This is a genomic window from Bradyrhizobium sp. WBOS08 (assembly GCF_024585125.1).
GTDB lineage: Bacteria > Pseudomonadota > Alphaproteobacteria > Rhizobiales > Xanthobacteraceae > Bradyrhizobium > Bradyrhizobium japonicum_B.
Genome location: NZ_CP028988.1, coordinates 2351663 through 2377630, shown reverse-complemented (window position 1 = coordinate 2377630; position 25968 = coordinate 2351663). Strand labels below are relative to the sequence as shown.

Genomic DNA, 25968 nt, shown 5'->3' with positions numbered 1-25968 from the left:
CCATGGCCCAGGACCATCTCGCCGCATCATCCCCGCTTCCCGAGCATGCGCGCCTCGCCGCGTTCGCCGGCGAATGGGATGGTGAGGAGATGGTCTTCCCGTCGCGCTGGACGGCGGGCGGGCCGGCGACCTCGCGCACCGTCGCGCGCATGGATCTCAACGGGTTCTATCTGATCCAGGACTCGGTCCAGATGCGCGACGGCAAGCAGGTCTTCGCCACCCACGGCATCTTCAGCTACGACCGCGACGACCGGACCTACAAATTGTTCTGGTACGACTCGCTCGGCTACACGCCGCCCTCGCCCGCCTCCGGCGGCTGGGTCGGCAAGACCCTGACGCTGGTGCGCGGCTCGCTCCGCGGCAATGCGCGCCACGTCTACGAGATCATCAATGAGGATTCCTACTCGTTGAAGATTCAGTTCTCGCCGGACGCGGAGGGCTGGGCTGACGTGCTCACCGGCGTCTACCGCCGCATCCACTGACCTCTCACTCGTTAGTTCGCGAAAGCAGACCTCATGTCCATCCTGATCGACAAGAACACCAAGGTCATCTGCCAGGGCTTCACCGGCAAGAACGGCACCTTCCATTCCGAGGCCGCGATCGCCTATGGCACCAAGATGGTCGGCGGCACCTCGCCGGGCAAAGGCGGCTCGACGCATCTGGGCCTGCCGGTGTTCGACACCGTTCGCGAGGCGCGCGAGAAGACCGGCGCGGATGCGTCGGTGATCTACGTGCCGCCCCCGGGCGCGGCGGATGCGATCTGCGAGGCCATCGATGCCGAGATCCCGCTGATCGTCTGCATCACCGAGGGCATTCCCGTCCTCGACATGGTGCGGGTGAAGCGCTCGCTGCTCGGCTCCAAGTCCCGCCTGATCGGGCCGAACTGCCCGGGCGTCATGACTGCCGGCGAATGCAAGATCGGCATCATGCCCGCCAACATCTTCAAGACCGGCTCGGTCGGCATCGTCTCCCGTTCGGGCACGCTGACTTACGAAGCCGTGTTCCAGACCTCTCAGGAGGGCCTCGGCCAGACCACCGCGGTCGGCATCGGCGGCGACCCGGTCAAGGGCACCGAATTCATCGACGTGCTGGAAATGCTGCTGGCCGATCCCAAGACCGAATCGATCATCATGATCGGCGAGATCGGCGGCTCGGCCGAGGAGGATGCCGCCCAGTTCCTCAAGGACGAGGCCAAGCGCGGCCGCAAGAAGCCGATGGTGGGCTTCATCGCCGGTGTCACCGCCCCTCCGGGCCGCCGCATGGGCCATGCCGGCGCGATCATTTCGGGCGGCAAGGGCGACGCCGGTTCCAAGACCGAGGCGATGAAATCGGCAGGGATTACAGTGTCTCCGTCGCCCGCCCGGCTCGGCCATACGCTTGCCGAAAAGTTGAAAGGCTAATTCACTTCTTCGTGCTTTTCCGGGCGAAGTTTCGCAGCAAATAGGGTAAAGGGTGCCTGTCGCGCCGAGCCTCTGCCGGGGAGCTCGGTGCCAGCGCCGTTTGTTATGCGCGAACCGAAATCGCCAGGAACTCCAGTATGTCTCGCCAGGACGCGAACGCAGCCTTTGCCTTGTCATCATTTTTGCAGGGCACCAACGCCACCTACATCGACGAAATCTACGCCCGCTACGAGAAGGACCCGTCCTCGGTCGACGCCGAGTGGCAGGAGTTCTTCAAGAGCCTGAACGACGCGCCTGCCGACATCAGTAAGAACGCGGAAGGACCGTCCTGGGAGCGGGACAACTGGCCACTCACCCCCAAGGATGATCTCACCTCCGCCCTCGACGGCAATTGGGCCGAGGTCGAGAAGACGGTCGGCGGCAAGATCGCCGCCAAGGCGCAGGCTAAGGGCGCCGACATTTCCTCCGCCGACCTGCTCCAGGCGACGCGCGATTCCGTCCGCGCCCTGATGCTGATCCGCTCCTACCGCATGCGCGGTCATTTCCATGCCAAGCTCGATCCGCTCGGCATCGAGGCCCAGCGCAACCGTGAAGAGCTCGACCCGCGCACCTACGGGTTCAGCGAAGCCGATTTCGACCGCAAGATCTTCCTCGATCACGTGCTCGGTCTCGAATACGGCACGATCCGCGAGATCACCGCGATCTGCGAACGCACCTACTGCCAGACGCTCGGCGTCGAGTTCATGCATATCAGCAACGCGGCGCAGAAGGCCTGGATCCAGGAGCGCATCGAGGGACCCGACAAGGAGATCTCGTTCACCCGCGAGGGCCGCAGGGCCATTTTGCAGAAGCTGGTCGAGGCCGAAGGCTTCGAGAAGTTCTGCGACACCAAGTTCACCGGCACCAAGCGCTTCGGCCTCGACGGCGGCGAGGCGCTGATCCCGGCGCTCGAGCAGATCATCAAGCGCGGCGGCAATCTCGGCGTGAAGGAGATCGTGCTGGGCATGCCGCATCGCGGCCGCCTCAACGTGCTGACCCAGGTGATGGGCAAGGCGCACCGCGCCCTGTTCCACGAATTCAAGGGCGGCTCGGCCAATCCCGACGCGGTCGAAGGCTCCGGCGACGTCAAGTATCACCTCGGCGCCTCCTCGGACCGCGAGTTCGACGGCAACCGCATCCATCTGTCGCTGACCGCCAACCCCTCGCATCTCGAGATCGTCGATCCCGTCGTGCTCGGCAAGGTGCGCGCCAAGCAGGACCAGCACGGCGATCCGCCCGATATGCGCATCTCCGTGATGCCGCTGCTGATGCACGGCGACGCCGCGTTCGCAGGTCAAGGCGTGGTCGCCGAGTGCTTCGGCCTGTCCGATCTGAAGGGCTACCGCACCGGCGGCTCCGTGCACTTCATCGTCAACAACCAGATCGGCTTCACCACCTATCCGCGTTATTCGCGTTCTTCGCCTTACCCGTCTGATGTGGCGAAGATGATCGACGCGCCGATCTTCCACGTCAACGGCGACGATCCGGAAGCCGTGGTGTTCGCGGCCAAGGTCGCGACCGAATTCCGGCAGAAATTCCACAAGCCCGTCGTCATCGACATGTGGTGCTACCGCCGCTACGGCCACAATGAGGGCGACGAGCCGGCGTTCACCCAGCCGGTGATGTACAAGCGCATCGCGGCCCATCCCTCGACGCTCACGCTTTACTCCAAGCGCCTGATCGCCGAAGGCGTGGTCACCGAGGGCGAGGTCGACAAGCTGAAGGCCGACTGGCGCGCCCGGCTCGATGCCGAGTTCGAGGCCGGCACCTCCTACAAGCCGAACAAGGCCGACTGGCTCGACGGCAAATGGGCGGGCTTCAAGATCGCCGACCAGGAAGAGGACGCCCGCCGCGGCGTCACCGGCGTCGATCTGCCGATCCTGAAGGACATCGGCCGCAAGATCACCAAGGTGCCGGATGGCTTCCGCGTCCACCGCACCATCCAGCGCTTCCTGGAGAACCGCTCCAAGGCGATCGAGAGCGGCAACGGCATCGACTGGGCGACCGGCGAGGCGCTGGCGTTCTGCACGCTGCTGAACGAGAACCACCATGTCCGCCTGTCCGGCCAGGACTGCGAGCGCGGCACCTTCTCGCAGCGCCACTCGGTCCTGATCGACCAGGAGGACGAGAGCCGCTACACCCCGTTCAACCATCTCGGCGGCGAGCAGGGCCATTACGAGGTCATCAACTCGCTGCTGTCGGAAGAGGCCGTGCTCGGCTTCGAATACGGCTATTCGCTCGCCGAGCCGAACACGCTGACGCTGTGGGAAGCCCAGTTCGGCGACTTCGCCAACGGCGCGCAGGTCGTGTTCGACCAGTTCATCTCCTCGGGCGAGCGCAAATGGCTGCGCATGTCCGGCCTCGTCTGCCTGCTGCCGCACGGCTATGAGGGCCAGGGACCGGAGCATTCCTCGGCGCGCCTCGAGCGTTTCCTGCAGATGTGCGCGGAAGACAACATGCAGGTGGTCTACCCGACCACGCCGGCAAATTACTTCCACGCGCTGCGCCGCCAGCTGCATCGCGAGATCCGCAAGCCGCTGATCATGATGACGCCGAAGTCGCTGCTGCGTCACAAGCGGGCGGTGTCGCGTCTGGAGGAGCTGGCCAAGGATACGACCTTCCACCGCATCCTCTATGATGACGCCCAGATGCTGCCGAACGAGGCGATCAAGCTCGTCCCCGACGAGAAGGTCCGCCGCATCGTGTTGTGCTCCGGCAAGGTCTATTACGACCTCTACGAGGAGCGCGAGAAGCGCGGCATCGACGACATCTATCTGATGCGCGTCGAGCAGCTCTATCCGGTGCCGCTGAAGGCGCTGGTGGCCGAGCTGTCGCGCTTCAAGAAGGCCGAAGTGGTGTGGTGCCAGGAAGAGCCCCGCAACATGGGTGCCTGGCACTTCATCGAGCCCTATCTGGAATGGGTGCTGAACCAGGTGAACGGCGCGAGCCGGCGTCCGCGTTATGTCGGCCGCGCCGCTTCCGCCGCGACCGCCACGGGTCTGATGTCCAAGCATCAGGCGCAGCTGAAGGCGTTCCTGGACGAAGCACTGAGCTGAACTGAATTCCAATGTCATGCCCCGGCTTGACCGGGGCATCCAGTACGCCGTGCCATCCGTTTTGAACGCGGTCGTCACGGAGTACTGGATCGTCCGCCTTCGCGGACGATGACGGTATTAGCGATCGAGGAAAAAAGACCATGACTGAAATTCGTGTGCCGACGCTCGGCGAATCCGTCACCGAGGCCACCATCGGCCGCTGGTTCAAGAAGGCCGGCGACCCGGTCGCCGTCGACGAGCCCCTGGTGGAGCTCGAGACCGACAAGGTCACCATCGAAGTGCCCGCGCCCTCCGCCGGCACGCTGAGCGAGATCATCGCCGCCGATGGCGCGACCGTTGCGGTCGGCGCGCTGCTCGGCCAGATCACGGAAGGTGCCGGTGCAGCCAAGCCCGCCCCGGCGCCAGCGAAGGCTGCCCCTGCTCCGGCTGCCGCGGCTCCGGCTCCGGCTGCTGCCGCTGCGCCGAAGGCGCCGCCGGCCGATGCGCCGCTCGCGCCCTCGGTGCGAAAACTCTCCGCCGAGACCGGCGTCGACGCCTCGACCGTTCCGGGCTCCGGCAAGGACGGCCGCGTCACCAAGGGCGACATGCTGGCTGCGATCGAGCGCGCGGCCTCGGCGCCGACCCCGGTCAACCAGCCCGCCGCCGCCGTGCAGGTGCGCGCGCCGTCGCCGGCCGATGACGCTGCCCGCGAAGAGCGCGTCAAGATGACCCGGCTGCGCCAGACCATCGCGCGCCGCCTCAAGGACGTGCAGAACACCGCGGCCATGCTGACGACCTTCAACGAGGTCGACATGACCAACGTCATGGCGCTGCGCGCGCACTACAAGGACGCGTTCGAGAAGAAGCACGGCGCCAAGCTCGGCTTCATGGGCTTCTTCACCAAGGCCGTCGTGCAGGCGCTGAAGGACATCCCGGCGGTCAACGCCGAGATCGACGGCACCGACCTGATCTACAAGAACTACTACCACGTCGGCGTCGCCGTCGGCACCGACAAGGGTCTCGTCGTGCCCGTGGTGCGCGACTGCGACCACAAATCGATCTCCGACATCGAGAAGAGCATCGCCGATTTCGGCCGCCGCGCCCGCGACGGCCAGCTCAAGATCGACGAGATGCAGGGCGGCACCTTCACCATCACCAATGGCGGCATCTACGGCTCGCTGATGTCGACCCCGATCCTGAACGCGCCGCAGTCCGGCATCCTCGGCATGCACAAGATCCAGGAGCGGCCGATGGTCGTCGGCGGCAAGATCGAGGTCCGCCCGATGATGTACCTGGCGCTGTCCTACGATCACCGCGTCATCGACGGCAAGGAAGCCGTCACCTTCCTGGTTCGCGTCAAGGAGAGCCTGGAAGATCCGGCGCGCCTGGTGCTCGATCTCTGATCCCTGATGCTCTGCGAGCGCCGTCGCCATGCGCGACGGCGCGTGTCGAACCATGGAGGCTGATGTGACGGATAAGGTCGTTGTCATCACCGGCGGCAGCCGCGGCATCGGGCGGGCAACCGCGATCGCGGCGGCCGCGCGCGGCTACCGGGTCGTGGTCGGCTATGCCAGCAACAAGAAGGCTGCCGACGAGGTGGTGGCGCAGATCGAGGCCAGCAACGGCAAGGCCGTTGCGGTGAAGTGCGATGTCGCCGAGGAGCGCGACATCATCGACCTGTTCAAGGAGGCCGACAAGTTCGGTAAGTTAGGGGCGCTCGTCAACAATGGCGGCATCGTCGGCACCAGCGGCGTGCGCGTCGACGAGATGTCGGCCGAGCGCATCCAGCGCGTGCTGGCGGTCAACGTCACCGGCTCCATTCTCTGCGCACGCGAAGCCGTCAAGCGGATGTCGACCCGGCATGGCGGCGAGGGCGGCGTGATCGTCAATCTGTCGTCGGTCGCCGCCAGGCTCGGCGCGCCCAACACCTATGTCGACTATGCCGCCTCCAAGGGCGCGATCGATTCCTTCACCACCGGCCTCGGCTATGAGGTCGCCGGCGAAGGCATTCGCGTCGCGGGCATTCGCCCCGGCCTGATCGATACGGAAATCCACGCCTCGGGCGGCGAGCCCGACCGGCACCATCGCCTGGCCCATATGGTGCCGATGAAGCGCGTCGGCACCGCCGACGAGATCGCGAGCGCCATCCTCTGGCTGATGTCGGACGAGGCCTCCTACATCACCGCAGCCACTCTCGATGTGTCCGGCGGACGCTGACGCGCCGCGCGGACGCTGACACAATCTCATCACGCTAAACTTACGGGGCTTCTCTCATGGCTACCTACGATCTCGTCGTCATCGGCACTGGACCTGGCGGTTACGTCTGCGCGGTGCGCGCCAGCCAGCTCGGCATGAAGGTCGCCGTGGTCGAAAAGAACGCTACCCTCGGCGGCACCTGCCTCAATGTCGGCTGCATGCCGTCGAAGGCGCTGCTGCACGCCTCCGAGATGTTCGAGGAAGCCGGCCATTCCTTCGCCAAGATGGGCGTGTCGGTGTCGGCGCCGAAGCTCGATCTTCCGGCGATGATGAACTTCAAGCAGCAGGGCATCGACGGCAACGTCAAGGGCGTCGAATTCCTGATGAAGAAGAACAAGATCGACGTGCTCAAGGGCACCGGCAAGATCCTCGGCGCCGGCAAGGTCGAGGTTTCCGCCGACGGCAAATCGCAAGTGGTCGAGACCAAGAACATCGTGATCGCCACCGGCTCGGACATCGCGCGCCTCAAGGGCATCGAGATCGACGAGAAGCGCATCGTGTCGTCCACCGGCGCGCTGTCGCTGGACAAGGTCCCCGGCAAGCTCCTGATCGTCGGCGCCGGCGTGATCGGCCTCGAGCTCGGCTCGGTCTGGCATCGCCTGGGTGCCGAAGTCGTCGTCGTCGAATTCCTCGACCGCATCCTGCCCGGCATGGACGGCGAGATCGCCAAGCAATTCCAGCGCATCCTTGAAAAGCAGGGCTTTGCATTCAAGCTCGGGGCCAAGGTCACCGGCGTCGATACCTCCGGCAAGACGCTGAAGGCGACGGTCGAGCCCGCCTCCGGCGGCGCCGCCGAGACGCTGGAGGCCGACGTCGTGCTCGTTTGCATCGGCCGCGTGCCCTACACCGACGCGCTCGGGCTCAAGGAAGCCGGCGTCGCGCTCGACAATCGCGGCCGCGTGCAGATCGATCCGCACTTCGCCACCAGCGTGAAGGGCGTCTATGCCATCGGCGACGTCGTCGCCGGCCCGATGCTGGCGCACAAGGCCGAGGACGAAGGCGTTGCTGTCGCCGAGATCATCGCCGGCCAGGCCGGCCATGTGAATTACGATGTGATCCCGGGCGTCGTGTATACCTCGCCGGAAGTGTCCTCCGTCGGCAAGACCGAGGAGGAGCTCAAGCAGGCGGGCGTGGCCTATACCGTCGGAAAGTTTCCGTTCACCGCCAACGGCCGCTCCAAGGTCAACCAGACCACTGACGGCTTTGTGAAGATTCTCGCAGATGCGAAGACCGATCGCGTGCTCGGCGTGCACATCATCGGCCGCGAAGCCGGCGAAATGATCCACGAGGCCTGTGTTCTCATGGAGTTCGGCGGCAGTGCGGAAGATCTCGCGCGCACCTGCCACGCGCATCCGACCCGCTCGGAGGCGGTCAAGGAAGCCGCGCTTGCAGTCGGCAAGCGGGCCATCCATATGTAGCCACGCCCGGCGCCGAATCGGGCGGGAAACACATGCTGCGCCGCCTTCTTCAACCGCTCTGGGTCCTTCTTGCGATCATCTTCCTGATCGAGGCCTGGCTGTGGGACCATCTCGAGCCGATCGTTGCCAGGATCGTCGCGGCCATTCCGCTGGCGCGCTTCAAGCATTGGCTGACGGAGCGCGTCGATGCGCTGTCGCCGGCCATGACGCTGATCGTGTTCGCCGTCCCGGTCGTGCCGCTGTTTCCGCTCAAGCTGGTCGGCCTCTGGCTGCTCGCGCACGAATACTGGACCAGCGCGGTCTTCATGATCGTGTTCGCAAAGCTGGTCGGCGTCGGCGTCACCGCCTTCGTGTTCGACGTGACGCGCCACAAGCTGCTGGAGATGCGCTGGTTCGAGCGGATCTACGACCTGGTGCTGAGGATCCGCGCCAAGGCCGCCGAGCTGGTCAACCCGATCAAGCAGCGCATCCGCGAGCTGATCGCCGGCAACGGCGAGGGATGGTCGTCACGGACGCTGCGTATGATTCAGCGCTTCAGGAAGAGCGTGCATCAGGCGCGGTAGTTGCCGGCCACACACTCAGCTGTCATCGCCCGGCGTGACCGGGCGATCCAGTATTCCAAAGACGTGAGTGATTGAATCGAGAGGCCGCGGCGTACTGGATGCCCCGGTCAAGCCGGGGCATGACACCGTCTGCGAGGCTTCAAGCCTGCGCGACACCCGCGCCCTCAGTGCAAATGTAAGAGATGCGGCCACCACAGGCCGAGCGCGGTCATGAACAGGCCGGCAACGGTCAGCACGCCGCTGACGTAAGCCAGCGCGAGCATGCCGGTGATGATGGTGGCCGAGGCCAGCACGATGCCGATCTGGAACGCGGCCGAGGCCAGCTCGAAGTGATGGTATTTCGCGGTTGCCTCGTCGCGCGCGTGCTCGGCATGCTTGGCCTTCTCGGCGAGCTGCTCGGTGCCTTCGCCGGTCTCGGGCTCGGAGCGGTAGCGCGCCGCCGTCTTGGTCCAGTCGTCGACCTGCTTCTGCACCGCGGGCTTCTGCGCCTCGTCCGCGCCGGCGAGCGTGAGCTTGCCCTGCTCGGCCGCGGTCACTACCACGGTGCGGCGGATGCTCTTGGCCTGGAAGAACGCCCAGAGATTGGCGGCTTCGACGTTCTTGCTGATCGATTCGGTCTGGGCACCCTTGCCGAGCGTCTCCGAGATCGCCAGGAACAGCGCCAGCACGGCGATCAGAAGCGCGATCTTCTTGTTCGAGCCGGACGCGTGTTCGGCGTGCTCGGCATGCTCCATGCTTTCATGTGCGCCCATGATGTTTCTCCTGCCTCGGTTCCGCAACGATTGAACCAACCGCGCGGCCGGCGCAAGAGGCACGCGAGCTATGACAGCTTCATGTCAGTATCAGCGCCGTGGATGCGCGCTCGCATAGACTTCGAGCAGCCGCTCGGAATCGATGCCGGTATAGACCTGCGTCGTCGACAGCGAGGAATGGCCGAGCAATTCCTGGATCGCGCGCAAGTCGCCGCCGCGCGAGAGCAGATGCGTGGCGAAGGAATGGCGCAGCGCGTGCGGCGTCGCGCTGTCGGGAAGTCCCAGCGCCCCGCGCAGCCGCTCCATCGCCAGCTGGATGATGCGCGGGCTCAAGGGCCCGCCGCGCGCGCCGACGAAGATCGGCCCCTCCGCCGGCAGCGGATAGGGGCACATCGAAACGTATTCCTGCACCAGCGCGAGCACGTTCTGCAGCACCGGCACCATGCGGGTCTTGTTGCCTTTGCCTGTTACGACCAGCACGTCGCCTTCGCCGGGACGCGGCACCTCGCGGCGCTTCAGGCCGAGCGCCTCGGAGATGCGCAGGCCCGAGCCGTACAGCAGCGCCATCACCGCGGCATCGCGTGCCAGGATCCAGGTCTCGCGGTCCTCGCCGGCGCGCTCGTCGGCATCGGCAAGACGCTTGGCGGAAGCCATCGGCAGCGGCTTCGGCAGGCTCTTCGCCACCTTCGGCGCGCGGATGGCGGAGAGGGCGCCGACTTTGCCCTTGCCCTCGCGTTCGAGAAAGCGGCCGAACGAGCGCAGCCCCGCGAGCGCGCGCATCAGGCTGCGGCCGGCGATGTCGTCGGCCCGGCGCATCGCCATGAAGGCGCGCACGTCGGTGGCTTCCAGCGCGGCGAAACGCTCGAGCGTGACGCGCTCGCCCCAATGGGCACAGAGGAAATCCAGGCATTGCCGCAAGTCGCGGCCATAGGCTTCCAGCGTCTTCGGCGACAGCCGCCGCTCGGCACCGAGATGCGACAGCCAGCGCGTCATCTCCTGCGCGATCGAGGGATCGGCGCTGGCGAGCTCGATCTGTGGGGCGGCCGGTTTGCTCATGCGCTCTGGACGGAATGATTCCGTACAGTATATCGCATCACACTCGTTTATCGTTCGCTAAGGTCGCCCCCGGACGCTAGCCTTCGCACCCCCGGGTTCCGATTCTCCCTGCAAAGACCGTTGATGGACCATTCGTCGCGCAGCAACGCCGCCCCCACCAACGCGACCGGCATGGTCGACGTGCTGGTGCCGGTCGCGCTCGACCAGACCTATTCCTACAAGGTGCCGCGCGGCATGGAGCTGAAGGCGGGCGATCTCCTCAGTGTGCCGCTCGGGCCGCGCGAGGTGCTGGCGGTGGTCTGGGGCGAGAACGCCAATCCGGATCCGCGCCTGCACAACCGCCTCAAGGAGGTCAGCGAGAAGCTCGACATCCCGCCACTCAAGCCGGAGCTGCGCCAGGTCGTCGACTGGGTCGCCAATTACACGCTGAGCCCGCGCGGCATGGTGCTGCGCATGTGCCTGCGGATGGGCGACAATCTCGGTCCGGAGCGGGTGCGTCCCGGCGTGCGCCTGACCGGCGATCCGCCGAAGCGGCTGACGCCGGCGCGCCAGCGCGTGATCGAGCTGCTGTCGGACCGGCTGCTGCACGGCAAGTCGGAAGCCGCCAGGGAGGCCGGCGTCTCCTCAGGCGTGATCGACGGTCTCGTCGATGAAGGCACGCTCACGGTCGAGCCGATGCCGCCGCCGGCGCCGCCCCCGGCGCCCGATCCGGATTTCGGCCGGCCGGATTTTTCGCCGCTGCAGCGGGCCGGCGTGGATGCGATGCGCGCGCTCGCCGCCAACGGCACCTTCCACGTCGCATTGCTCGACGGCGTCACCGGCTCGGGCAAGACCGAGGTCTATTTCGAGGCCGTCGCGGAAACCATCCGCCGCGGCAGGCAATCGCTGATCCTGATGCCGGAGATCGCGCTCACCGGCCAGTTCCTCGATCGCTTCGCGCAGCGCTTCGGCGCGCGTCCGATCGAGTGGCACTCCGAGCTCACCCCGCGCACGCGCGCACGCAATTGGGCGGCGATCTCCTCGGGCACCGCGCCGGTCGTGGTCGGCGCGCGCTCGGCGCTGTTCCTGCCCTACGCCGATCTCGGCCTGATCGTGGTCGATGAAGAGCACGACCAGGCCTACAAGCAGGACGAGGGCGTGCATTATCATGCCCGCGACATGGCGGTGGTGCGCGGGCACATCGCCAGGATCCCGGTGGTGCTGGCGTCGGCGACGCCGTCGGTGGAGTCCGAGGTCAACGCGCGCAAGAACCGCTATCAGCGCATCGCGCTGCCCTCGCGCTTCGGCGGCCAGCACATGCCGCATATCGAGGCCATCGACATGCGCCGCGAGCCGCCCGCGCGCGGCCGCTTCATCTCGCCGCGGCTGGCCGGCGAGATCAGGACCGCGATCGAGCGGCGCGAGCAGGCGCTGCTGTTCCTCAATCGCCGCGGCTATGCGCCGCTGACGCTGTGCCGCGCCTGCGGCCATCGCTTCGCCTGCGCCATCTGCGATGCCTGGCTGGTCGATCACCGCTTCCGCCAGCGCCTGGTCTGTCACCATTGCGGCTTCTCGATGCCGCGCCCGCATCTCTGCCCGCACTGCTCGGCCGAGGAATCGCTGGTCGCGGTCGGGCCCGGCGTCGAGCGCCTGCAGGAGGAGGCGGCCGCGCTGTTTCCGCAGGCGCGCACCATGGTGCTGTCGAGCGATCTCGTCACCTCGATCGAGACGATGCGAAGCGAGCTCGCCGAGATCGCGGAGGGCCGCGTCGACATCATCATCGGCACGCAGCTCGTGGCCAAGGGCCACAATTTTCCGCGGCTCAACCTCGTCGGCGTGGTCGATGCCGATCTCGGCCTGTCCAACGGCGATCCGCGCGCGGCGGAGCGCACCTGGCAATTGCTCAACCAGGTGATCGGCCGCGCCGGCCGCGAGCAGGGCCGTGGCATCGGGTACTTGCAGACCCACCAGCCCGATCATCCCGTGATGCGGGCGCTGATCGCCTGCGACCGCGAGGCCTTCTACGACAGCGAGATCGAGCTGCGCGAGAAGACGCTGTATCCGCCGTTCGGCCGGCTCGCCAGCCTGATCATCTCCGCCGGCGACCGCCCCAGCGCCGAAGGTCTCGGCCGCCGTCTGGTCGCGCTGGCGCCGCGCGACGAGCGCGTCGTCGTGCTCGGCCCCGCCGAAGCGCCGCTCGCCGTCATCAAGGGCCGCTACCGCTTCCGCGTCCTGGTGAAATCGGCGCGCAATTTCGACCTGTCGGATTACTTGCGCAACTGGCTCGCGGTCTGCCCGAAGCCATCAGGCAATCAGAAGCTCGAAGTCGACGTCGACCCGCAGAGTTTCTTGTAGAGCCGGCCCACACTCTCTCCACGTCATTGCGAGCGTAGCGAAGCAATCCAGGATCCCTCCATGGAGGCAGTCTGGATTGCTTCGTCGCAAGGGCTCCTCGCAATGACGTGGTGAGAGCGGGCGCAAATCTCGCCTTCGCGTGCGCAGCGCTTCTTTAGCGGTGCGCTGCTGCTTGTCCGGGACACGCGCCGTGCGCCGAACAAAAAGCCCGCGGTCCCCCAAGACCGCGGGCTTGTTTCAGGCGCGCATCAAATTGATGGAAACTGCGCGCGTTGATGTGAGGCGCGGCTGGCGCCTTAGGAGACGACTTCCGCGGTGACGCGGCCGACGCCGCGACTGGTGAGGCCGATGGCGCGGGCGGCACCCGTGGAGAGGTCGAGAACCCGGCCGCGGATGAACGGGCCGCGATCATTGATGGTGACGACGACGCTCTGGCTGCCATGGGTGACGCGCAGCTTGGTGCCGAACGGCAGCGAACGGTGCGCCGCGGTCATGGCGTTCTGGTTGAAGCGCTGGCCCGAGGCAGTCTTGCTGCCGGACTCGTTGCCGTAAAAGGAGGCCATGCCGGAGAAGCTGCGGCCGGTGCCCGAGGTCGGATTCATCGACGCATTGGCGTTGCGCCAATCGGAGCCCGCATTGGTGTCGGCCTGGGCGTGGTGGCGGTGATGATGCTTATGGTGGCGGGATTTGGCGGAAGCTTCGGTGGCAGTTCCACCGATCAGGAGAGTTGCGGCAACGAAAGCGATCGCCGTACGCGGCCGGGTCACGAAGCCCAGCGTCTTCAAAGACAGCATTTATTGGTCCCTAAGCTAGTATTGCCACATATGTGGCAAGTGGAGCCCCCATCAATTTGTGAGCGGTCTGGCGTTTCGATTCCCAATGCGGCGTGAATTGGGCAGTAAATCCGTTCTGTGTCGTCATGAAACATCTTGTTACTCGAACAAGATATTCATCTCATGTTCGCTAACCTTCGCCTTTAACGATTTATTAACCTACAGATTACTCACGAATACTGTAAAACGAAGTCATCCCTTCCGGCGTTTAGAATTGGGTAAGTATTCGGCGAGTGATGCTGTCGGCGCCGGATTCACGGCTCAGCGATCCGTGTTCATGGCCGCTATGCACTGAGGGCAGGAACCAATCCGGGCAGAGCGGCGAACGCGCCAATTCCGCGACCGGGAAGATCGCCATCCAAGTCCTTGATCGAGTCCTGCTCCGATCGCCGAACCGGACAAGCGACGTCGCAGCGTGCGACGAACTGGCGACAGAACCTCGTGCCTTTAATTTGGCGTCATGTTGCACCTGCGCGCCTGCTATGTTAGCAAAGCCGCGATTTTAACGAGCCCGGCACGTCCCGTGCTGGTCGAAAATCGAAGTCCCGCTTGAATTCCAAGGGCTTGGATCGCTAGGCGCCGCTTCGTGGCGACGGTTTTTCCCTTGCGAGTTTGACAGCAAAAAGAGCGCGTCTGTGGCTGCAGAAGATACCTCCGTTTCCGGTGTGTCCGGCCGTTATGCAACGGCCTTGTTCGACCTGGCCCGCGATCAGAAAGTGGTCGACGAGGTCAAAGCCGATCTCGAGAAATTCGAGGCCCTGCTGAACGAGAGCGCCGATCTGAAGCGCCTCGTCCGCAGCCCGGTGTTCGCCGCCGACGCCCAGTCCAAGGCCCTGTCGGCCGTGCTGGCCAAGGCCGGCATCGCCGGCATCTCCGCCAATTTCCTCAAAGTGCTGACCGCCAACCGCCGCCTGTTCGTGGTGGCGGACGTCATCCGCGCCTACCGCTCCCTCGTCGCCAAGTTCAAGGGCGAGACGACGGCCGACGTCACGGTGGCGGAAGCGCTGTCGGACAAGAATCTCGACGCCCTCAAGGTTGCCCTGAAGTCGGTGACCGGCAAGGACGTCGCGCTGAACGTGAAAGTCGATCCCGCGATCATCGGTGGCCTCGTCGTCAAGCTGGGCAGCCGCATGGTCGATGGTTCGCTTCGCACCAAACTCAATTCGATCAAGCACGCGATGAAAGAGGCAGGCTGATGGACATCCGCGCCGCGGAAATTTCCGCGATCCTCAAGGACCAGATCAAGAATTTCGGCCAGGAAGCTGAAGTCTCCGAAGTCGGACAGGTGCTGTCCGTCGGCGACGGTATCGCCCGCGTCTACGGTCTGGACAACGTCCAGGCCGGTGAAATGGTCGAGTTCGAGAACGGCACCCGCGGCATGGCGCTGAACCTCGAAACCGACAACGTCGGCGTCGTCATTTTCGGTGCCGACCGCGAGATCAAGGAAGGCCAGACCGTCAAGCGCACCCGCGCCATCGTGGACGCGCCGGTCGGCAAGGGCCTGCTCGGCCGCGTCGTCGACGCGCTCGGCAACCCGATCGACGGCAAGGGCCCGATCCAGGCCGACAAGCGCATGCGCGTCGACGTCAAGGCGCCCGGCATCATTCCGCGCAAGTCGGTGAGCGAGCCGATGGCGACCGGCCTCAAGGCGATCGACGCCCTGATCCCGATCGGCCGCGGCCAGCGCGAGCTGATCATCGGCGACCGTCAGACCGGCAAGACCGCGATCGCGCTCGACACCATCCTGAACCAGAAGCCGCTCAACGCGCAGCCCGACGAGAACATCAAGCTGTACTGCGTCTACGTCGCGGTCGGCCAGAAGCGCTCCACGGTTGCCCAGTTCGTCAAGGTGCTGGAAGAGCAGGGCGCGCTCGAATACTCGATCGTCGTCGCCGCCACCGCCTCGGATCCGGCGCCGATGCAGTACATCGCGCCGTTCACCGGCTGCACCATGGGCGAGTACTTCCGCGACAACGGCATGCACGCCGTCATCATCTATGACGACCTTTCGAAGCAGGCCGTCGCCTATCGCCAGATGTCGCTGCTGCTGCGTCGCCCGCCGGGCCGCGAAGCTTATCCCGGTGACGTGTTCTATCTGCACTCCCGCCTGCTCGAGCGCGCGGCGAAGCTGAACAAGGACCAGGGCTCGGGCTCGCTGACGGCGCTGCCGGTCATCGAAACCCAGGCCAACGACGTGTCGGCCTACATCCCGACCAACGTCATCTCGATCACCGACGGCCAGATCTTCCTGGAAACCGACCTGTTCTTCCAGGGCATCCGTCCCGCGGTGAACGTCGGTCTGTCGGTGTCGCGCGTGGGTTCGTCGGCGCAGACCAAGGCCACCAAGAAGGTCGCCGGCAAGATCAAGGGCGAACTCGCGCAGTACCGCGAAATGGCGGCCTTCGCGCAGTTCGGCTCCGACTTGGACGCCTCGACCCAGCGCCTGCTCAACCGCGGCTCGCGGCTCACCGAGCTGTTGAAGCAGCCGCAATTCTCGCCGCTGAAGATGGAAGAGCAGGTCTGCGTGATCTGGGCCGGCACCAACGGCTATCTCGATCCGCTCCCGCTCAACAAGGTGCGCGCCTTCGAGGACGGCCTGCTCTCGCTGCTGCGCGGCAAGCACGTCGACATCCTCAACGCGATCCGCGACAGCCGGGACCTCTCCGACGAGGTTGCTGCGAAGCTGAAGTCGGTGGTCGAAGGCTTTGCGAAGAGCTTCGCTTAATTGAAGCGCCGTCATGGCCGGGCTTGTCCCGGCCATCCACGCACCGCGTGGCGACGAAGACGTGGATGCCCGGGACGAGCCCGGGCATGACGACAGAGATAGGCTAGCGGCTTGATCCGAGCGATCGAACCGTCGGGGACGAAGAATGGCGTCACTTAAAGACATGCGCGTCCGCATCGCCTCCACCAAGGCGACGCAGAAGATCACCAAGGCCATGCAGATGGTCGCAGCCTCCAAGCTGCGCCGCGCACAGACCGCCGCGGAAGCGGCGCGTCCCTATGCCGACAAGATGAGCGCGGTGATCTCCAACATCGCCGGCGCCGCGGCGGGCTCGCCCGGCGCACCGGTGCTGCTGGCCGGCACCGGCAAGGACCAGGTCCACCTGCTGCTGGTCTGCACCGGCGAGCGCGGCCTGTCCGGTGCCTTCAACTCCTCGATCGTGCGTCTCGCCCGCGAGCGCGCCTTGGCGCTGATGGCGCAGGGCAAGGACGTGAAGTTCTTCTGCGTGGGACGCAAGGGCTACGAGCAGCTGCGCCGCCAGTTCGACAAGCAGATTGTCGAGCACATGGACCTGCGCAGCGTCCGCCAGCTCGGCTTCGTCAATGCCGAGGAGATCGCCAGGAAGGTGCTGGCGCGATTCGACAACGGCGAGTTCGACGTCTGCACGCTGTTCTATTCGCGCTTCCGCTCGGTGATCGCGCAGATCCCGACCGCCCAGCAGATCATTCCGCTGGTGGTCGAGGAGGGCGCTGCCGCCAACACGACGTCCTACGAATACGAGCCGGAAGAGGACGAGATCCTCACCCGCCTGCTGCCGCGCAACCTCGCGGTCCAGATCTTCCGCGCGCTGCTCGAGAACAACGCCTCGTTCTACGGCGCGCAGATGAGCGCGATGGACAACGCGACGCGCAACGCCGGTGAGATGATCCGCAAGCAGACGCTGGTCTACAACCGCACGCGTCAGGCGCAGATCACCAAGGAACTGATCGAAATCATCTCGGGCGCCGAGGCCGTCTGACCAGGACGCTTCAGCACCCATTACACGCAACATCCCGGTCACGCTGACCGCGGTTTAGAAGTTCGGATCGAAGGAGACATTCAATGGCAGCCCAGGTCGGTCGCGTCACCCAGGTCATCGGCGCCGTCGTCGACGTGCAGTTCGAAGGCCACCTCCCGGCCATTCTCAATTCGCTCGAGACCAAGAACGGCGGCAACCGCCTGGTGCTCGAAGTCGCCCAGCATCTCGGCGAGTCGACCGTCCGCACCATCGCGATGGACACCACCGAAGGTCTGGTCCGCGGCCAGGAAGTGACCGACACCGGCGCTCCGATCCGCGTTCCCGTCGGCGAAGGCACACTCGGCCGCATCATCAACGTCATCGGCGAGCCGATCGACGAAGCCGGTCCGGTCAAGACCGAAGGCCTGCGCGCCATCCACCAGGAAGCGCCGACCTACACCGACCAGTCCACCGAAGCCGAAATTCTCGTCACCGGCATCAAGGTCGTCGACCTGCTCGCGCCTTACGCCAAGGGCGGCAAGATCGGCCTGTTCGGCGGCGCCGGCGTCGGCAAGACCGTGCTGATTCAGGAGCTGATCAACAACGTCGCCAAGGCGCACGGCGGCTACTCCGTGTTCGCCGGCGTCGGCGAGCGCACCCGCGAAGGCAACGACCTCTATCACGAGTTCATCGAATCCAAGGTCAACGCCGATCCGAAGAATCCCGATCCGAGCGTGAAGTCGAAGTGCGCGCTGGTGTTCGGCCAGATGAACGAGCCGCCCGGCGCCCGCGCCCGCGTCGCGCTCACGGGGCTGACCATCGCGGAAGACTTCCGCGACAAGGGCCAGGACGTGCTGTTCTTCGTCGACAACATCTTCCGCTTCACCCAGGCCGGCTCGGAAGTGTCGGCGCTGCTCGGCCGTATTCCTTCGGCGGTGGGTTATCAGCCAACGCTCGCCACCGACATGGGCGCGCTGCAGGAGCGCATCACCACCACGCAGAAGGGCTCGATCACCTCGGTGCAGGCCATCTACGTTCCGGCCGACGACTTGACCGACCCGGCGCCGGCGACTTCGTTCGCGCATCTTGACGCGACCACGACGCTGTCGCGCTCGATCGCCGAAAAGGGCATCTATCCGGCGGTGGACCCGCTCGACTCGACCTCGCGCATGCTCTCCCCGCTGGTCGTCGGCGAGGAGCATTACGCGGTCGCCCGTCAGGTCCAGCAGGTGCTGCAGCGCTACAAGGCGCTCCAGGACATCATCGCCATTCTCGGCATGGACGAGCTTTCGGAAGAGGACAAGCTGACCGTGGCCCGCGCCCGCAAGGTCGAGCGCTTCATGTCGCAGCCGTTCCACGTCGCCGAAATCTTCACGGGCTCGCCCGGCAAGTTCGTCGACCTCGCCGACACCATCAAGGGCTTCAAGGGCCTCGTGGAAGGCAAGTACGACCACCTGCCGGAAGCCGCCTTCTACATGGTCGGCACCATCGAAGAAGCCGTCGAGAAGGGCAAGAAGCTGGCGGCGGAAGCCGCCTAAGCTGGCGAATAGCGAATAGGGAGTGGCGAATAGCTGCTCCCTGCTTCAACCACTCGCCACTCACCATTCGCAGGTTTCTTATGGCCACCTTCCACTTCGATCTCGTTTCTCCGGAAAAGCTCGCCTTCTCGGGCGAGGTCGACCAGGTCGACATTCCCGGCGTCGAGGGTGACTTCGGCGTGCTGGCAGGGCATGCGCCGGTCGTGGCGGCGATCCGCCCCGGCATTCTCACCATCACCGCCGGCGGCAAGCACGAGAAGATCATCGTGCTCGGCGGCATCGCCGAGGTCTCCGAAAAGGGCCTGACCGTGCTCGCCGACGTCGCGACGTCGCTGGCCGAGCTCGATCGTGCCCAGTTCGCCGAGACGATCGCGGAGATGGAAGAGAGCCTGAAGGAGCACGAAGGCGGCGAGCTCGATCACGCCATCGAGCGGCTCGACCACTTCAAGAGCATCCAGCATCAGCTCAACGCGACGGCCATGCACTAAGCCCCGGAGCACCGCTCCGGGGCTCAAGACTGAAATTCCTGAACCGGTTCAGCGCTCGTCACCGACCGTGGCGGGCGCTGAAACTTTGTTGACCGAGAGATGAGGGTCTCTCACACGCGCAGCCGCAAATGGCGGCCGAAATCCTCCAACGATTTCAATCCCATTCTACTGTGCATGGGGTTGTTTTCGCGGTTTTCAGTTTGCGAAGGGCGCGAACTGGCCGGCCACCGCCAGGTAGACCTCGCGTCGGAACGGCACGACGATGTCGGCGACGCGGTCGAGGCGCTCCCAGCGCCAGGCGTCGAACTCGGCGGGCTGGCCGTTGCGCGGCGTCAGCGGGTCGATCTCGTCATCCATGCCGGTGAAGCGCAGCGCGAACCACTTTTGGCGCTGGCCGCGGAATTTCGCCAGGCGATGCGTCTGCGGGCCGTCGTAGGGCGGGAATTCGTAGGTCAACCAATCGGTCTCGCCGAGATAGTCGGCGCTGACGACGCTGGTCTCCTCCCAGAGCTCGCGCATCGCCGCGTCGCGCAAGTTCTCGCCCTCGTCGACGCCGCCTTGCGGCATCTGCCAATCGAGCCCCGGCAAAATGATCTCGGGTCCGTCGCCCTTGAAACGGTGGCCGACCAGCACGCGGCCATCGGCATTGAACAGCGCGATCCCCACATTGGGGCGGTAGGGCTTTTCAGTCGTCACGCGCAATCTCTCATCGTCGTCCCGGCGATGCATTAGCACCGAAGGCGGGGCGAATCCGATTTATTGGTCCGCCAGCGCGGAAAATTCCTGCACCACGCGTTCATAGACCGGGCGCTTGAACGGAATGATCAGTCCGGTCAAATTCTTCATCGGCTCCCAGCGCCAGCTGATGAACTCGGCCTTGTGGCCGCCGCCGCCGGGCTTTTCGACGTTGATCTCGCTGTCCTTGCCGGTGAAGCGCACCGCGTACCATTTCTGGCGCTGGCCGCGGTAGCGGCCTTTCCAGGCGCGCCCGGCGACCGTGCGCGGAATGTCGTAAGTGAGCCAGTCCGGGACCTCGCCGAGCCGCTCCACCGAGCGCACGCTGGTCTCCTCGTACAGCTCGCGCTTGGCGGCCTCCCAGGTGTCCTCGCCGGGATCGACGCCGCCTTGCGGCATCTGCCAGACATGGGTGTCGTCGACATGCTCGATCCCGCCGGCGCGGCGGCCGATGAACACGCGTCCTTCCTTGTTGAGCAGCATCACACCGACACAGGTCCGGTAGGGCAGATCCTCGTAACGCGCCATTCCGCCAGACCTCTCACATGCTGCCGGTACGGCTGAACCGGTCCCCCGTCAGGACAAGCGCCGTACCAATCCGTTGATTCAGCTGGATTTTGATTTCAGCATCGCGGTTGTCAATGGCACCAGGAGAATGCCCCGGTCGGCCAATGTCTTGGTCCACGCGGCGATGCGGTCGATCGAGACGGGCAAAGCGGAGGCCGTGCCGACGGCGATGCCGCGCTCGCGCGCCGTCGATTCCAGCTTGTTCAGGGCGCGGTCGATCTCGGTCGCCGTCGGCACCACGTCGATCGCGATGTCGCCCCTGCCGAACGGCATGGCCTGGCTCGCTGCCGTCTGGCCTGCGATGCTGCGGGGCGAGGAGCCGTCGTCGAAGAAGCCGAGGCCGCGCTTGGCCGCCTCGCGGACGATCGGCTGCATCGCCGGCTCGGTCGCGATGAAGCGTGCGCCCATGAAATTGGCGATGCCGGCATAGCCCTGCATCCGGCTCAAATGCCAGTACAGGCGGTCCATGTTCTGGTCGGCGCTGAGCGAGGTCAGCAGCGTCTGCGGTCCCGGATCGTTGTCGGGAAAATCGTAGGGCTCCATCGGGATCTGCAGGAAGATCTCGTGGCGCTGCGCGCGGGCCCGCTCGGCGAGCTTGCCGGGATCGGCGCCATAGGGCGTGAAGGCCAGCGTCACCGCCCCAGGCAGCTTCATGATGGCGTCGGTGGTCTTGGCGGCGCCGACGCCGAGGCCGCCGATCACGATGGCGACGACAGGCATCTTGGCGGCCTTGGCGCGGTCGGCATCCGCGGCATAGACGTTGAACGGCTTCAGCCCGTCGGCCGCCACCGGGATCATGCCGTAGCGCGATTTCTCCAGCAGCTTCGGATTGATCCCGGCCATCACGGGCGGCGGGGCTGACGCTGCGGTGTCGCCCTTGTCGGCGCCATCGCCGCCGCCGATGACCACGTCGTGGCGGGCGCCGGTGGAGCCGTCGATCATGGTGACGGTCTTCTGCTCGCCGGGGGAGGCCTGCTTCGGCGCCTCCTTGGTCTCGTGCTTGCTGTCCTGAGCGGCGGCCGGCTTCTCGTCCGCTGCCTTGTCCGCCGGCTTGATCGCGATCCGCGTCATCGGCTCGCCGCCGAGCGGATCCTTGTTGAAGAGGGCGAAGCCGGCAAAGGTGACAAGGAACAGGCCGAGCAGCACGGCAAGCAGCTGCGTGGCCGTGAACGGCAGCCGCAGCCGGCGTTTCCGGCGCGGCTTGTCCTGTCCGAGCGGAGCGCTCAGATCATCGGCCGTTTCAGTCATGCGCGATCCCGAATCACTGCGAATGACGATACCACGCCGAGGTCAAGCGGTGGCAGGCCGGGAGAGGCCGGGGATGCCAGGAGTTCCCAAGCAAAAAGGGCGGCTCTTGGAGCCGCCCTTGAGGGATCGCGTTATACGCGAGCTGGTTCGTCGACCTGGTTCGCCGACCTAGTTCGCCGCCTTGGGCTTGTCGGTCGTGGCCTTGGTGTCGCCGCCGGGCGCGGGCGCGGCCGAGGCGCTGTTCTTGATGCCGTGGAGCAGGTCGCCGGCGAGCTTGAGCGCCTTGTCGTCCTTGGCGTCCGGCGGGACGTAGGATTGCGAGCCGGTCTTCTCGTCGCCGTCGTTCTTGAGATGGCCGCGCAGGGAAGCCTCGCCCTTGGTGTCGGTGCGCGCCTTGAGCTCGTCCGGCACGTCCTGCAGCACCTCGATGTCGGGCACGATGCCCTTGGCCTGGATCGACTTGCCCGACGGCGTGTAATAGCGCGCCGTGGTCAGGCGCAGCGCGCCGTTGCCGCTTCCGAGCGGGATGATGGTCTGCACCGAGCCCTTGCCGAACGAGCGCGTGCCGACGATGGTCGCGCGCTTGTGGTCCTGCAGCGCGCCGGCGACGATCTCCGACGCCGAGGCCGAGCCGCCATTGACCAGCACGATGACCGGCTTGCCCTTGGTGAGGTCGCCCGAATGCGCGGTGCGGCGCTGAGTCTCCTCGGCGTTGCGGCCGCGGGTCGAGACGATCTCGCCCTTCTCCAGGAAGGAGTCGGAGACGGTGACCGCTTCCTCGAGCAGGCCGCCCGGATTGTTGCGCAGGTCGATGATGAAGCCCTTGAGCTTGTCGCCGCCGATCTGATTCGAAAGGTTGCCGATCTCGCGCTTCAGCCCTTCGGTGGTCTGCTCGTTGAAGGTGGTGATGCGGATATAGCCGATGTCGTCCTGCTCCACGCGCGCACGCACCGAGCGGACGCGGATGTTGTCGCGCACCAGGGTGACGTCGATCGGATTGTCCTGGCCCTTGCGGATGATCTTGAGCTTGATCTTGGTGTTGACCGGGCCGCGCATCTTCTCGACCGCCTGGTTCAGGGTCAGGCCCTGCACCGCCTCGTCGTCGAGATTGGTGATGATGTCGTTGGCCATGACGCCGGCGCGCGAGGCCGGCGTGTCGTCGATCGGCGAGACCACCTTGATGAGGCCGTCTTCCATCGTGACCTCGATGCCGAGGCCGCCGAACTCACCGCGCGTCTGCACCTGCATGTCGCGGAAGCTCTTGGCGTCCATGTAGCTGGAATGCGGATCGAGGCCGGTGAGCATGCCGCTGATGGCCGACTCGATCAGCTTGGTGTCGTCGGGCTTCTCGACATAGTCGGAGCGCACGCGCTCGAACACGTCGCCGAACAGGTTGAGCTGGCGATAGGTGTCCGCGGTGGCGGCTCGCGCGCTGGAGCCCATGAAGACCGCGCGCGGCTGGGTCACGAACAGCGTCAGCGCTGCACCGGTGGCGGCGCTGAGGAGGATTACTGAAGTCTTGCGCATCATCCGCGAACCTTCTCGCCTTCATTTGCGGCCCACCATGGGCCTGGATCGATTGGAGTGCCGTCCTTACGGAACTCGACATACAGCACAGGTTGACTCGCATTCGTCGCGAGAATGGAGGCGACTTGAGATGTCGACCCCATGGTCGCGACCGGCTCTCCCGTGAGCACGAACTGTCCGATGTTGACCGAAATACGCTCCATCCCGGCGATCAGGACATGATACCCGCCCCCGGCATTGAGGATCAAGAGTTGTCCATAGCTGCGGAACGGGCCGGAATAGACCACCCAGCCGTCACACGGCGTTGTGACCTGGGAGCCGGGCTTGGTTGCCAGCGAAATGCCCTTCTGAACCCCGCCGACCCCGTCGGAACCGCCGAAATCCCTGATCTTGTTACCGTTAACCGGAAGCGGCAGCAGACCCTTGGCCGAGGCGAACGCGATCGCGGGGGTGGTCCGGGACCGGTCCTTGAATGCGCCAGGGCCCGACTTGGCGCTGGCGGCCGCCAACTTGGCTTCCTTGGCCTCGGCCTGCCTTGCGGCCTCGGCTGCTTTCTCGGCGGCCTTGGCGGCGCTTTGCAGGTCCTGCTCCATCTTGGTGATCAGGCCCTGGAGATCGCCGACCTGCTTCGACAGCATGATCGCGCGCGCGTTCTCGGCGTCGAGATCCTTTTCGCGCGCGGACTGCTGGCGCTGCCGCTCCTCGACCAGGGCGGTGAGCCGGGTCTGGTCGCTGCGGACCCGGTCGCGGTCGGCGGCGAGCTGGTCGCGCTCGGAAGCGATGGTCTTGCGCAAGGCCACGAGCTCGCCGAGCTCGCTTGCGATCTTTTCGGCGCGGCCGCGCAATTCCGGCACCACAGCGCCGAGCAGCATCGCCGTGCGCAAGGATTGCAGCGCGTCTTCGGGCCGCACCAGCAGCGCCGGCGGCGTCCGCCGCCCGGCCCGCTGCAACGCCGCCAGCACCTCGACGATGTCGCCGCGGCGCGAATCCAGCGACGCGCGCATCTCCTGCTCGCGGCCGTTCAGGCTTCGCAGCCGCGCTTCGGTGTCGTCGATCTTGGTCTCGACCGTGCGCACGTTGGCGGCGGTATCGATCAGCTGCTGATTGAGCTGGGTGCGGTCCTTCCCCAGCGAGGTGATCTCGGCCTTGAGCTTGGCCTGTGCCTCTTCCGCGCTCTTCTGCCTGGCGCGGGCGGCTTCCAGCTCCTGCTCGCGCTGCTTGATGGCTTCGGGCGAGATGGCTGCGGTCTGCGGCGGCGCCGTCTGAGCCCGCGCGAGGCTTGCGCCCAGAACGCCTATTTGCAGGACGCTCGCGATCAGCAGCAGGTTGAGGACAGGCGCTCGCATCGCTGAGGCAAAGATGCTCGTTGTAGCGCGCATCACGCGCGGTGATAGGGATGGCCGGCCAGAATGGTGGCGGCCCGGTAAAGCTGTTCCAGAAGCATGACGCGGACCATTTGGTGCGGCCAGGTCGCAGAGCCGAACGCGATCGCGAGCTTGGCCTTACGGCGCAATTCGGGCGAAAGTCCGTCCGCCCCTCCGATCATGAAGATAGTATGTCCGACGCCTTCGTCCCGCCAGCGCGCCAGATGCCGTGCGAATACGGTGGAATCGAGATTCTGCCCGCGCTCGTCCAGCGCCACCAGGATGGGTTTTTCCGGGACATGCGCCGAGATCGCCGCGGCCTCCTCGGCCATCCGCGTCGCCGTGTCCCGCGCGCGGCTTTCGGCGACTTCGTGGACGCTGAGCCCGCGGAATCCGAGCTTGCCGCCGGCTTCGCTGAACCGCTCGAAATAGCGGTCGGCAAGCTCACGTTCGGGCCCCTGCTTCAGCCGGCCCACCGCAATGACGGCAACACGCATGATCTCTTCAGGGTCGCGTTCTCAATACCGCGCGCATGATGCGCGCGCACGACGCTAGCATGCGCGTCAGCCGATTCGAAATCGGCCAGCGAGCCTATGTCGCCTTGGAGCCTAGATCGCCTTCGCCGCCCCTGGGCCCTGCGTGTACAATCGCTCGAGATTGTAGAACTCGCGGACCTCGGGTCTGAACACGTGCACGATCACGTCGCCGGAATCGATCAGCACCCAGTCGCAATTGGGCAAGCCCTCGACATGGATGTTCTTGATGCCGTTTTCCTTCAGGCTCTTGGTGACGTTTTCCGCGATCGCGCCGACGTGCCGGTTGGCCCGGCCGGTGGTGACGATCATGTAGTCAGAGTACGCCGATTTGCCGCGAAGGTCGATGGTGACCGTCTCTTCCGCCTTCATGTCCTCAAGGCGGGAGAGGATCAGGCTCAGCGTCTTGTCGGCGTCGGGTTGCGCCTCCAAGGCCGCAGCTTTGGTCGATGTTTTACGCGCCGGCTTGGCAACCTTGGGTAAAACAGGCTTCGTCGAAGCTGACTTCGTGGAAGTAGACTTGGACAATACAGATGCGGTCAGGGACCATTCCTTTCACT

23 protein-coding genes are annotated in these 25968 nt (G+C 65.5%); 13 read left to right on the top strand and 10 right to left on the bottom strand.

What is annotated here, in order from left to right; all coding sequences use genetic code 11:
• The first annotated feature begins 2 nt into the window (after positions 1–2).
• From DCM80_RS11385 to DCM80_RS11355, 7 genes are all read left to right on the top strand, one after another.
• The gene (locus DCM80_RS11385; RefSeq protein ID WP_257197041.1) at positions 3–482 is read left to right on the top strand and encodes a DUF1579 domain-containing protein; all 480 of its coding nucleotides are present in this window, start codon (positions 3–5) and stop codon (positions 480–482) included.
• A 33-nt stretch (positions 483–515) separates the two neighbouring features.
• Positions 516–1400: a succinate--CoA ligase subunit alpha gene (gene sucD / locus DCM80_RS11380; RefSeq protein ID WP_024338867.1), complete on the top strand. Its 885-nt coding sequence runs from the start codon at positions 516–518 to the stop codon at positions 1398–1400.
• 137 nt (positions 1401–1537) lie between these two features.
• Complete coding sequence (locus DCM80_RS11375) at positions 1538–4495, top strand: 2-oxoglutarate dehydrogenase E1 component (RefSeq protein ID WP_257197039.1); 2958 nt, start codon at positions 1538–1540, stop codon at positions 4493–4495.
• Between the two features lie 140 nt (positions 4496–4635).
• Complete coding sequence (gene odhB / locus DCM80_RS11370) at positions 4636–5877, top strand: 2-oxoglutarate dehydrogenase complex dihydrolipoyllysine-residue succinyltransferase (RefSeq protein ID WP_257197038.1); 1242 nt, start codon at positions 4636–4638, stop codon at positions 5875–5877.
• A 52-nt stretch (positions 5878–5929) separates the two neighbouring features.
• Positions 5930–6691 (top strand): SDR family oxidoreductase, encoded by a 762-nt coding sequence (locus DCM80_RS11365; RefSeq protein ID WP_257197037.1) that lies wholly within the window; start codon positions 5930–5932, stop codon positions 6689–6691.
• A 56-nt stretch (positions 6692–6747) separates the two neighbouring features.
• Positions 6748–8148, top strand: coding sequence for a dihydrolipoyl dehydrogenase (gene lpdA / locus DCM80_RS11360; protein ID WP_257197036.1), 1401 nt, complete (start codon positions 6748–6750; stop codon positions 8146–8148).
• Positions 8149–8180: 32 nt separating this feature from the next.
• Positions 8181–8711, top strand: a complete 531-nt coding sequence (locus DCM80_RS11355; RefSeq protein ID WP_257197034.1) for a hypothetical protein — start codon at positions 8181–8183, stop codon at positions 8709–8711.
• Between the two features lie 164 nt (positions 8712–8875).
• Here DCM80_RS11355 and DCM80_RS11350 read toward each other — a convergent pair whose 3' ends face one another.
• A complete protein-coding gene (locus tag DCM80_RS11350; RefSeq protein WP_257197033.1) occupies positions 8876–9463 on the bottom strand; it encodes a DUF4337 domain-containing protein in 588 nt (195 codons plus the stop codon).
• A 90-nt stretch (positions 9464–9553) separates the two neighbouring features.
• Positions 9554–10519, bottom strand: a complete 966-nt coding sequence (locus DCM80_RS11345) for a tyrosine recombinase XerC (RefSeq protein ID WP_257197032.1) — start codon at positions 10517–10519, stop codon at positions 9554–9556.
• A 123-nt stretch (positions 10520–10642) separates the two neighbouring features.
• Here DCM80_RS11345 and DCM80_RS11340 point away from each other — a divergent pair, with 123 nt between their 5' ends.
• A complete protein-coding gene (locus DCM80_RS11340) occupies positions 10643–12853 on the top strand; it encodes a primosomal protein N' (RefSeq protein ID WP_257197031.1) in 2211 nt (736 codons plus the stop codon).
• 296 nt (positions 12854–13149) lie between these two features.
• Here the strand turns inward: DCM80_RS11340 and DCM80_RS11335 are convergent, their stop codons facing one another.
• Complete coding sequence (locus tag DCM80_RS11335; protein ID WP_257197030.1) at positions 13150–13647, bottom strand: septal ring lytic transglycosylase RlpA family protein; 498 nt, start codon at positions 13645–13647, stop codon at positions 13150–13152.
• 674 nt (positions 13648–14321) lie between these two features.
• Between DCM80_RS11335 and DCM80_RS11330 the strand changes: the two genes are divergently transcribed.
• The 5 genes from DCM80_RS11330 to DCM80_RS11310 all read left to right on the top strand — a co-directional run bounded on the left by DCM80_RS11330 (position 14322) and on the right by DCM80_RS11310 (position 19434).
• A complete protein-coding gene (locus DCM80_RS11330; protein WP_257197029.1) occupies positions 14322–14882 on the top strand; it encodes a F0F1 ATP synthase subunit delta in 561 nt (186 codons plus the stop codon).
• Positions 14882–16411 (top strand): F0F1 ATP synthase subunit alpha, encoded by a 1530-nt coding sequence (gene atpA / locus DCM80_RS11325; RefSeq protein ID WP_257197028.1) that lies wholly within the window; start codon positions 14882–14884, stop codon positions 16409–16411. Before DCM80_RS11330 ends, atpA begins: the two co-directional genes overlap by 1 nt.
• A 145-nt stretch (positions 16412–16556) precedes the next feature.
• Positions 16557–17429: a F0F1 ATP synthase subunit gamma gene (locus DCM80_RS11320; RefSeq protein ID WP_257197027.1), complete on the top strand. Its 873-nt coding sequence runs from the start codon at positions 16557–16559 to the stop codon at positions 17427–17429.
• Positions 17430–17512: 83 nt separating this feature from the next.
• Entirely contained in the window at positions 17513–18946 is a 1434-nt protein-coding gene (gene atpD, locus DCM80_RS11315) for a F0F1 ATP synthase subunit beta (RefSeq protein ID WP_025032831.1), read from the top strand.
• 80 nt (positions 18947–19026) lie between these two features.
• Entirely contained in the window at positions 19027–19434 is a 408-nt protein-coding gene (locus DCM80_RS11310; RefSeq protein ID WP_257178863.1) for a F0F1 ATP synthase subunit epsilon, read from the top strand.
• Between the two features lie 195 nt (positions 19435–19629).
• Here DCM80_RS11310 and DCM80_RS11305 read toward each other — a convergent pair whose 3' ends face one another.
• The 7 genes from DCM80_RS11305 to rsfS form a co-directional block, all read right to left on the bottom strand.
• Positions 19630–20130: an RNA pyrophosphohydrolase gene (locus tag DCM80_RS11305; protein ID WP_257197026.1), complete on the bottom strand. Its 501-nt coding sequence runs from the start codon at positions 20128–20130 to the stop codon at positions 19630–19632.
• Positions 20131–20190: 60 nt separating this feature from the next.
• Positions 20191–20697 (bottom strand): RNA pyrophosphohydrolase, encoded by a 507-nt coding sequence (locus DCM80_RS11300; protein WP_257197025.1) that lies wholly within the window; start codon positions 20695–20697, stop codon positions 20191–20193.
• A 78-nt stretch (positions 20698–20775) separates the two neighbouring features.
• A complete protein-coding gene (locus DCM80_RS11295; RefSeq protein WP_257197024.1) occupies positions 20776–21984 on the bottom strand; it encodes a divergent polysaccharide deacetylase family protein in 1209 nt (402 codons plus the stop codon).
• A gap of 168 nt (positions 21985–22152) precedes the next feature.
• Positions 22153–23514: a S41 family peptidase gene (locus DCM80_RS11290; protein WP_257178859.1), complete on the bottom strand. Its 1362-nt coding sequence runs from the start codon at positions 23512–23514 to the stop codon at positions 22153–22155.
• Positions 23511–24857: a murein hydrolase activator EnvC gene (locus DCM80_RS11285; protein WP_257197023.1), complete on the bottom strand. Its 1347-nt coding sequence runs from the start codon at positions 24855–24857 to the stop codon at positions 23511–23513. The genes DCM80_RS11290 and DCM80_RS11285 overlap by 4 nt, the downstream gene beginning before the upstream one ends.
• 32 nt (positions 24858–24889) lie before the next feature.
• Positions 24890–25372: a 23S rRNA (pseudouridine(1915)-N(3))-methyltransferase RlmH gene (rlmH, locus tag DCM80_RS11280; RefSeq protein ID WP_257197022.1), complete on the bottom strand. Its 483-nt coding sequence runs from the start codon at positions 25370–25372 to the stop codon at positions 24890–24892.
• Between the two features lie 111 nt (positions 25373–25483).
• Positions 25484–25840, bottom strand: coding sequence for a ribosome silencing factor (gene rsfS / locus DCM80_RS11275; RefSeq protein WP_028133251.1), 357 nt, complete (start codon positions 25838–25840; stop codon positions 25484–25486).
• Positions 25841–25968: the final 128 nt, after the last annotated feature.

Excerpts from the sequence above, each read along its gene's own strand:
- DCM80_RS11285 (WP_257197023.1), bottom strand. The coding sequence starts at position 24,857 with ATGCGAGCGCCTGTCCTCAACCTGCTGCTGATCGCGAGCGTCCTGCAA.
- rlmH (WP_257197022.1), bottom strand. The coding sequence starts at position 25,372 with ATGCGTGTTGCCGTCATTGCGGTGGGCCGGCTGAAGCAGGGGCCCGAA.
- DCM80_RS11345 (WP_257197032.1), bottom strand. The coding sequence starts at position 10,519 with ATGAGCAAACCGGCCGCCCCACAGATCGAGCTCGCCAGCGCCGATCCC.
- DCM80_RS11310 (WP_257178863.1), top strand. The coding sequence starts at position 19,027 with ATGGCCACCTTCCACTTCGATCTCGTTTCTCCGGAAAAGCTCGCCTTC.
- DCM80_RS11365 (WP_257197037.1), top strand. The coding sequence starts at position 5,930 with ATGGAGGCTGATGTGACGGATAAGGTCGTTGTCATCACCGGCGGCAGC.
- lpdA (WP_257197036.1), top strand. The coding sequence starts at position 6,748 with ATGGCTACCTACGATCTCGTCGTCATCGGCACTGGACCTGGCGGTTAC.
- atpD (WP_025032831.1), top strand. The coding sequence starts at position 17,513 with ATGGCAGCCCAGGTCGGTCGCGTCACCCAGGTCATCGGCGCCGTCGTC.
- DCM80_RS11290 (WP_257178859.1), bottom strand. The coding sequence starts at position 23,514 with ATGATGCGCAAGACTTCAGTAATCCTCCTCAGCGCCGCCACCGGTGCA.
- DCM80_RS11320 (WP_257197027.1), top strand. The coding sequence starts at position 16,557 with ATGGCGTCACTTAAAGACATGCGCGTCCGCATCGCCTCCACCAAGGCG.
- odhB (WP_257197038.1), top strand. The coding sequence starts at position 4,636 with ATGACTGAAATTCGTGTGCCGACGCTCGGCGAATCCGTCACCGAGGCC.
- DCM80_RS11375 (WP_257197039.1), top strand. The coding sequence starts at position 1,538 with ATGTCTCGCCAGGACGCGAACGCAGCCTTTGCCTTGTCATCATTTTTG.
- DCM80_RS11355 (WP_257197034.1), top strand. The coding sequence starts at position 8,181 with ATGCTGCGCCGCCTTCTTCAACCGCTCTGGGTCCTTCTTGCGATCATC.
- DCM80_RS11300 (WP_257197025.1), bottom strand. The coding sequence starts at position 20,697 with ATGGCGCGTTACGAGGATCTGCCCTACCGGACCTGTGTCGGTGTGATG.
- DCM80_RS11295 (WP_257197024.1), bottom strand. The coding sequence starts at position 21,984 with ATGACTGAAACGGCCGATGATCTGAGCGCTCCGCTCGGACAGGACAAG.
- DCM80_RS11350 (WP_257197033.1), bottom strand. The coding sequence starts at position 9,463 with ATGGGCGCACATGAAAGCATGGAGCATGCCGAGCACGCCGAACACGCG.
- DCM80_RS11385 (WP_257197041.1), top strand. The coding sequence starts at position 3 with ATGGCCCAGGACCATCTCGCCGCATCATCCCCGCTTCCCGAGCATGCG.
- DCM80_RS11335 (WP_257197030.1), bottom strand. The coding sequence starts at position 13,647 with ATGCTGTCTTTGAAGACGCTGGGCTTCGTGACCCGGCCGCGTACGGCG.
- DCM80_RS11340 (WP_257197031.1), top strand. The coding sequence starts at position 10,643 with ATGGACCATTCGTCGCGCAGCAACGCCGCCCCCACCAACGCGACCGGC.
- atpA (WP_257197028.1), top strand. The coding sequence starts at position 14,882 with ATGGACATCCGCGCCGCGGAAATTTCCGCGATCCTCAAGGACCAGATC.
- sucD (WP_024338867.1), top strand. The coding sequence starts at position 516 with ATGTCCATCCTGATCGACAAGAACACCAAGGTCATCTGCCAGGGCTTC.